Consider the following 7,410-nt stretch of genomic DNA (forward strand, 5'->3'; position numbering starts at 1 on the left):
GACCACGGAGTCGAGGCGGCACCGACCTGGGAAGGCACCCCGTCCGGGCGAACCCGAGTCCGAAGACCTGCTGGCCCCTCCGCGTCGAGTGCGCGGAGGCGTCCCGTGCCAGGCTCCGCGTTCGAGCCCCGACATCCAAGGCATGCCCATGCTGCGTCGCGCCCCGCGCCCCCTTCCCCTCCTGCTCGCCTCCGCCCTGCTGCTCACCGCCTGCGCCCCCTCCCCGGAAGGGGGGAGCGGCGGCACGGAGGCCGCCGACGCCGACGGCGCCCGCGCGGTCGACAACTGCGGACACCGGGTGGGCGTCGACGCCCCGCCCGAGCGCGTCGTCTCCCTCAACCAGGGCAGCACCGAGATCCTGCTCTCCCTGGGGCTGGCGGACCGCCTCGTCGGCACCGCCACCTGGACCGATCCGATCATGGAGGGGTTGGAGGAGGCCAACGGGGGCATCCCCCGCCTGGCCGACAACGCCCCCTCCTTCGAGGTGGTCCTGGACGCCGAACCGGACTTCGTGACGGCCTCCTTCGTCTCCACGCTCGGCACGGGCGGTGTCGCCACCCGCGAGCAGTTCGAGGAACTGGGCGTGCCCACCTACGTCTCCCCGACCGACTGCGCCACCGGCAAGGACAACGACAGCGGGGGAGACGGCTCGCGCAGCGAACCGCTCACCCTCGACGCCGTGTACGGCGAGATCCGCGACCTGGCCCTGCTGTTCGGGGTCGAGGAGCGCGGGGAGGAGCTGATCGCCGAGCTGGAGGGGCGGGTGGCGGCGGCCACCGCGGACCTGGACGCCTCCGGCGTCTCCCTCATGTACTGGTTCGCCAACTCCCAGTCGCCCTACCTCGCGGGCTGCTGCGGCGCCCCCGGCGCCATCACCCGCGCGGTCGGCGCGCGCAACGCCTTCGACGACACCCACGACGAGTGGCCCCAGATCAACTGGGAGACCGTCGCCGACCGCGACCCCGACGTCATCGTCCTCGGCGACCTGACCCGCGACTCCCAGACCGCGGAGTCCGCCGACGCCAAGATCGCGTTCCTGGAGTCCCACCCCGCCACGAGCAACCTCACCGCCGTGCGCGAGGAGCGCTACGTCCTGCTCAGCGGCCAGGCCATGAACCCCTCGATCCGCACGGTCGAGGGGATCGAGCAGGTCGCCGAGGGTCTGCGCGGCCTCGGGCTCGGCCGGTGAGCGGTGCGCGTCTGGCGCTGCTCTCCTGCGGTGGACTGGTGCTCCTGGCGGTGTCGGTCTCGGTCGCGGTGACCATCGGCCCCGCCGACATCACCACGGCCGAGGTCTGGAGGTCGGTCGCCGCGCGGCTGGGGTGGGGTGAGAGCGGCCTGTCGCCGCTGCGCGAGGGCATCGTGTGGGACCTGCGCATGCCCCGCACCCTGCTCGCCGCGGTGTGCGGGGCGGGGCTGGCGCTGTGCGGGGCGGTCATGCAGTCCCTGCTGCGCAACCCGCTGGCGGACCCCTTCGTGCTCGGGGTGTCCTCGGGGGCCTCCACCGGGGCGGTCGCGGTGCTGGTGCTGGGCTGGGGCGGCGCGGTGGTGTCGCTGTCGGCGGGCGCCTTCGTCGGCGCGCTGGTCTCCTTCGGGCTGGTGGTGCTGCTCGCGCACACCCTGGGCGCGAGCATGGACCGCGTGGTGCTGTCGGGGGTGGCGGCCATGCAGCTGTTCTCGGCGCTGACCTCGTTCATCGTGCTGACCTCGGCCGACGCCGAGACCACGCGCGGGGTGCTGTTCTGGCTGCTGGGCTCCCTCAGCGGCGCCGGGTGGGACGACGTGGTGCTGTGCGCGGTGGTGCTGGCCGGTGTGCTCGCCGTGTGCCTGGCGCACACCACCACCCTGGACGCGTTCGCCTTCGGTGAGGAGGCCGCGGCGAACCTGGGCGTGCGGGTGGCCCGCGCCCGCATGGTGCTGCTGTGCGCCACCGCGCTGCTCACCGCCGCCCTGGTCAGTTCGGCCGGGGCGATCGGCTTCGTGGGGCTGGTCCTGCCGCACGCGGCCCGCGCGCTCACCGGCGCGGCCCACGCCAGGCTCCTGCCGGTCACCGCGCTGGCGGGCGCCGTCTTCCTGGTGTGGGTGGACACGGTCGCCCGCACCGCGCTGGACCCCCAGGAGATCCCGGTGGGGGTGGTGACCTCCCTCATCGGGGTGCCCGCCTTCGTCGCAGTGCTCTACCGCGCCAGGAGGCACACGTGACCCCATCCGACCAGGCGGTGGCGCGCGGCCGCGACGGCGCGTCCTCCGCGACGGCGCCGGGGCGGGACGCCGCGCCGCAGGAGCTCGGCGGGAGCGGCCCGCCCGTGCGCCAGGCGCCCCCGACCGACGACCGACGGCCCGAAGGAGGGGACCGGGCACGGCGCGGCGCGCCCGCCGGGACCGGCCTGCACGCCGAACGGGTGAGCCGCCTGATCGGCGGAGGGCTCGTCCTGGACGGCGTCACCCTGGCTCCGCGCCCCGGCGAGACCGTCGGCCTGCTCGGCCCCAACGGTTCGGGCAAGTCCACGCTGCTGCGGCTGCTCTCCGGTGTCCTGGCGCCCTCCGCGGGCGTGGTCGCCCTCGACGGGACGCCGCTCGACCGGACCGCGCGCCGGGCGGTGGCGCGGCGCGTGGCCGCCGTCGAACAGAACGCGCACACCCAGACCGAGCTGACCGTCCGCGACGTGGTGGCCCTGGGGCGCGTCCCCCACCGCCGCGCCTGGACGCCCATGTCCGCGGCCGACGCGGACGCCGTCGCGGCGGCTCTGGAGCGCACCGGCCTGACCGGTACCGCCGACCGGTCCTGGCACACGCTCTCCGGCGGTGAGCGCCAGCGCGCCCAGATCGCCCGCGCCCTGGCCCAGGAGCCGAGCGAGCTGCTGCTGGACGAGCCGACCAACCACCTCGACATCCAGTACCAGCTCGACCTCATGGAACTGGTCGCGGGCCTGCCGGTCACCACCGTCATCGCCCTGCACGACCTCAACCTGGCCGCGATGTACTGCGACCGGCTGCTGGTGCTGTGCGGCGGGCGCGTCGTCGCCGAGGGCACGCCCCCGCAGGTCCTGACCCCCGCCCTCATCGAGGAGGTCTACGGGGTCCGGGCCGAGGTCGAACCCGGACCCGGGCACCCGGTGATCCGCTTCCTGCGCCGCGGCTCCGAGCCGCCGCGCCACAGTGACGCCCCCGCCGCCGAGGCGCGGACGACCCCCGGACCCGAACGGTCCGACCGACGATGGGGAGCCAACCCCGAAGGAGGAATCCGGCCATGACGGTACGGATCGCACTACTGTCCACCTCCGACACCGATCTGCTCTCCGCGCGGGCCAGCGACCGCGCGTACGCGTGGGCCAACCCCTCCCGCGCCTCCGACGCCGAACTCACCGGCGTCGTCGAGGGCGCCGACCTGGTGGTGGTGCGGCTGCTCGGCTCCCCGCACGACCTGTGGCCGGGCCTGGCCGCCGTCCGGGAACGGGGCACGCCGCTGGTCGTCCTGGGCGGTGAGCAGCAGCCCAGCGCCGAACTCATGGAGCACTCCACCGTCCCGATCGGCCTGGCGGCCGACGCCCACCGCTACCTGGCCGAGGGCGGCCCGGCCAACCTCGCGCGCCTGCACGCCTTCCTGTCCGACACCGTGCTGCTGACCGGCGAGGGGTTCGAGGCTCCCGCGCCCGTCCCGCTGTGGGGACTGGCCGAGCGCGACCGGCCGCGCGGCTCCGCGCCCGCCTCGTCCGCCACCGCCTCCGACGAGGGTCTGCCGAAGGTGGGCGTCCTCTACTACCGGGCGCACGAGGCGGGCGGCAACACCGCCTTCGCGCACGCCCTGGCCGACGCCGTCGACGCCACCGGGCAGGCCGTGGGCGTGCCCGTGTTCGCCGGGTCGCTGCGCTCGGCGCCCGACGAGCTGTACGAGGCGCTCGGCGGCTTCGACGCCCTGGTGGTCACCGTCCTGGCGGCCGGCGGCAGCGTGCCCGCGTCCGCGAGCGCGGGCGGGGACGACGAGGCGTGGGACGTGGAGCGGATGGCGGCCCTGGACGTTCCCGTCCTCCAGGGGCTGTGCCTGACGAGCCCGCGCGCCGACTGGGAGGCCTCCGACGACGGCGTCACCCCGCTGGACTCGGCGAGCCAGATCGCCATCCCCGAGTTCGACGGCCGCATCATCACCGTCCCCTTCTCCTTCAAGGAGATCGACCGCGACGGCCTGCCCCGCTACGTCGCCGACCCCGAGCGCTGCGCCCGCCTGGCCGGGATCGCGGTCGCCCACGCCCGGCTGCGGCACGTGCCCGCCGCCGACAAGCGCGTGGCGGTGGTCCTGTCCGCCTACCCCACCAAGCACTCCCGCATCGGCAACGCCGTCGGGCTCGACACGCCCCGCTCGCTGGTGCGCCTGCTGCGCCGGATGCGCGCCGAGGGCTACGACCTGGGAGAGCCCGGCGCCCTGCCCGGCCTGGACCTGCCCGACGAGACCGAGGCCGGGGACGCGCTGATCCACGCCCTGATCGCGGCGGGCGGCCAGGACGAGGACTGGCTGACCTCCGTGCAGCTGACCGACGCCCAGGTGCGCATCACCCCGGAGGAGTACGCCGCCTGGACCGAGGGACTGCCCGCCCCGCTGCGGGAGGCGATGGCCGAGGCGTGGGGCGCCGCGCCCGGCGGCCTCTACGTCAACGACGCCGGCGAGCTGGTCCTGGCCGCGATGCGCGCGGGCAACGTCGTCGTCCTGGTCCAGCCCCCGCGCGGCTTCGGCGAGAATCCGATCGCCATCTACCACGACCCCGACCTGCCCCCCAGCCACCACTACCTGGCCGCCTACCGGTGGCTGGAGCACGGCTTCGGCGCCCACGCCGTCGTCCACCTGGGCAAGCACGGCTCGCTGGAGTGGCTGCCGGGCAAGAACGCCGCGCTCTCGGCCGCCTGCGCCACCGACGCGGTGCTCGGCGACCTGCCGCTCGTCTACCCGTTCCTGGTCAACGACCCGGGCGAGGGCGCCCAGGCCAAGCGCCGCGCCCACGCCACGGTCGTGGACCACCTCATCCCGCCGATGGCCCGCGCCGAGTCCTACGGGGACATCGCCCGCCTGGAGCAGCTGCTCGACGAGCACGCCAACATCGCGGCCATGGACCCGGCCAAGCTGCCCGCCGTCCGCGGCGAGATCTGGTCCCTGATGCGCGCGGCCGAGATGCACCGCGACCTCGGCCTGGAGGAGCGGCCCGACGACGAGGAGTTCGACGACTTCCTGCTCCACGTGGACGGCTGGCTGTGCGAGATCAAGGACGCGCAGATCCGCGACGGCCTGCACGTGCTCGGCGAGGCGCCCGAGGGGGAGGCCCGGGTGAACCTGGTCCTGGCCGTCCTGCGCGCCGCGCAGGTGTGGGGAGGGGTGGGCGCCGCGGTGCCCGGTCTGCGTTCGGCGCTGGGCCTGAAGGAGGACGCGCCCGCCGTCGAGGTCGACCGGGTGGAGGCCCTGGCCCGCGACCTCGTGGAGCGGATGGAGGCCGCGGGCTGGGACCCGGCCGCCGCGTCCGGCCTGCACGACGACCCCGGGGTGCGCGCCGTCCTGGAGTTCGCCGCCGCGCAGGTGGCGCCGCGCCTGGCCCGCACCACCGACGAACTCGACCACGTCGTCCACGCCCTGGCGGGCGGCTTCGTCCCGGCGGGCCCCTCCGGCTCCCCGCTGCGCGGCCTGGTCAACGTGCTGCCGACCGGCCGCAACTTCTACACCGTCGACCCCCGCGCCGTCCCCTCCCGGCTGGCCTGGCAGACCGGGCAGGCGATGGCCGAGTCCCTGCTGCGCCGCCACCTGGAGGAGACCGGGACCTACCCCGAGTCGGTGGGTCTGTCGGTGTGGGGCACGTCGGCGATGCGCACCTCCGGCGACGACGTGGCCGAGGTGCTGGCGCTGCTGGGCGTGCGCCCGGAGTGGGACGAGGCCTCGCGCCGGGTCTCGCGGCTGGACGTGGTGCCGCTGGAGGAGCTGGGCCGCCCGCGCGTGGACGTCACGGTGCGCATCTCCGGCTTCTTCCGCGACGCCTTCCCGCACGTGGTCGCCATGCTGGACGACGCGGTGAACCTGGTGGCGGACCTGGACGAGCCCGAGGAGGGCAACTTCGTGCGCGCCCACACCCTCGCCGACCTGGCCGAGCACGGCGACCGGCGCCGCGCCACCACCCGGATCTTCGGCTCCGCGCCCGGCTCCTACGGCGCGGGCATCCTCCAGGTGGTGGAGTCGGGCACCTGGCGCGACGACCGCGACCTGGCGGAGGTCTACACGGCCTGGGGCGGCTTCGCCTACGGGCGGGGCCTGGACGGCGTCGCGGCGGCCGACGACATGCGCGCCAACTACCGCCGGATCAAGGTCGCGGCCAAGAACGTGGACAGCGCCGAGCACGACATCGCCGACTCCGACGACTACTTCCAGTACCACGGCGGCATGATCGCCACCGTCCGCGCCCTCACCGGCGCCGACCCCAAGGCCTACGTCGGCGACTCCACCTCGCCCGACGCGGTGCGCACCCGCACCCTGGCCGAGGAGACCGCCCGCGTGTTCCGGGCCCGGGTGGTCAACCCGCGCTGGATCTCGGCCATGCGCCGCCACGGCTACAAGGGAGCCTTCGAGCTGGCCGCCACCGTCGACTACCTCTTCGGCTTCGACGCCACGGCCGGTGTGGTGCACGACTGGATGTACGACAGGCTCGCCGCCGAGTACGTGCTCGACGCCGACACCCAGGAGTTCCTGCGCCGCTCCAACCCGTGGGCGCTGCACGGTATCGTCGAGCGGCTGCACGAGGCCGCCCGGCGCGGCCTGTGGGCCGAGCCGGACCCGGCGACGCTGGAGGCCCTCCAGGAGGTCTACCTGGAGGTCGAGGGAGACCTGGAGGACCGGTCCGAGTGAGGGTGCGCATCCTGGGCATCGGCATGGGGCCGCGGCACGTCACCCCGGAGGTCGCCGACGCGCTGCGCGGCTGCGACTACGCGGTGGCCGCCCGAAAACGCGGGGACGACGGGCTGCTGGCCCTGCGCCGGGCCGTGTGCGAGGCGCACGGCGTGCCGCTGGTCGCGGTGCCCGACCCCGAACGCGACCGCGACGACCCGGCGGACTACGCGGCCGCGGTGGCCGCCTGGCACGAGGCGCGGGTCGCCGCCTACGAGCGGGTGCTGGGCGAACGCGGCGGCACCGCGGCGTTCCTGGTCTGGGGCGACCCGGGTCTGTACGACTCCACGCTGCGGATCGTGGAACGGATCGCCGATCGGGGGGCCGTCGAGGTGGAGTACGACGTGCTCCCCGGCGTCAGCGCCCCCCAGCTCCTCGCGGCGCGGCACCGGATCGTGCTGCACGAGGTGGGCCGTCCGGTGCACGTGACCCCCGCGCGCCGCCTGGGCGAGGCGGTGGCGGCGGGGCAGGACAACATCGTCGTCATGCTCGGGGGC

General features: G+C 75.2%; 5 protein-coding genes. All 5 read left to right on the forward strand.

Annotated features, from left to right (window positions below):
• Positions 1–148: 148 nt before the first annotated feature.
• On the forward strand, positions 149–1,189 hold the full coding sequence (locus DQW06_RS25825; protein ID WP_013152644.1) for an ABC transporter substrate-binding protein: 1,041 nt from the start codon (positions 149–151) through the stop codon (positions 1,187–1,189).
• Positions 1,186–2,202 (forward strand): iron ABC transporter permease, encoded by a 1,017-nt coding sequence (locus DQW06_RS25830; protein WP_117199470.1) that lies wholly within the window; start codon positions 1,186–1,188, stop codon positions 2,200–2,202. The genes DQW06_RS25825 and DQW06_RS25830 overlap by 4 nt, the downstream gene beginning before the upstream one ends.
• Entirely contained in the window at positions 2,199–3,254 is a 1,056-nt protein-coding gene (locus tag DQW06_RS25835; protein WP_117199471.1) for an ABC transporter ATP-binding protein, read from the forward strand. Before DQW06_RS25830 ends, DQW06_RS25835 begins: the two co-directional genes overlap by 4 nt.
• On the forward strand, positions 3,251–6,874 hold the full coding sequence (cobN, locus tag DQW06_RS25840; RefSeq protein ID WP_071621886.1) for a cobaltochelatase subunit CobN: 3,624 nt from the start codon (positions 3,251–3,253) through the stop codon (positions 6,872–6,874). The genes DQW06_RS25835 and cobN overlap by 4 nt, the downstream gene beginning before the upstream one ends.
• Positions 6,871–7,410 (forward strand): SAM-dependent methyltransferase (locus tag DQW06_RS25845; protein WP_117199472.1); only part of this gene is annotated, 540 nt, incomplete at its 3' end. The genes cobN and DQW06_RS25845, both read left to right, overlap by 4 nt.

Source organism: Nocardiopsis sp. TNDT3 (genome assembly GCF_003427465.1).
In the GTDB taxonomy this organism is placed as follows: Bacteria; Actinomycetota; Actinomycetes; order Streptosporangiales; family Streptosporangiaceae; genus Nocardiopsis; species Nocardiopsis dassonvillei.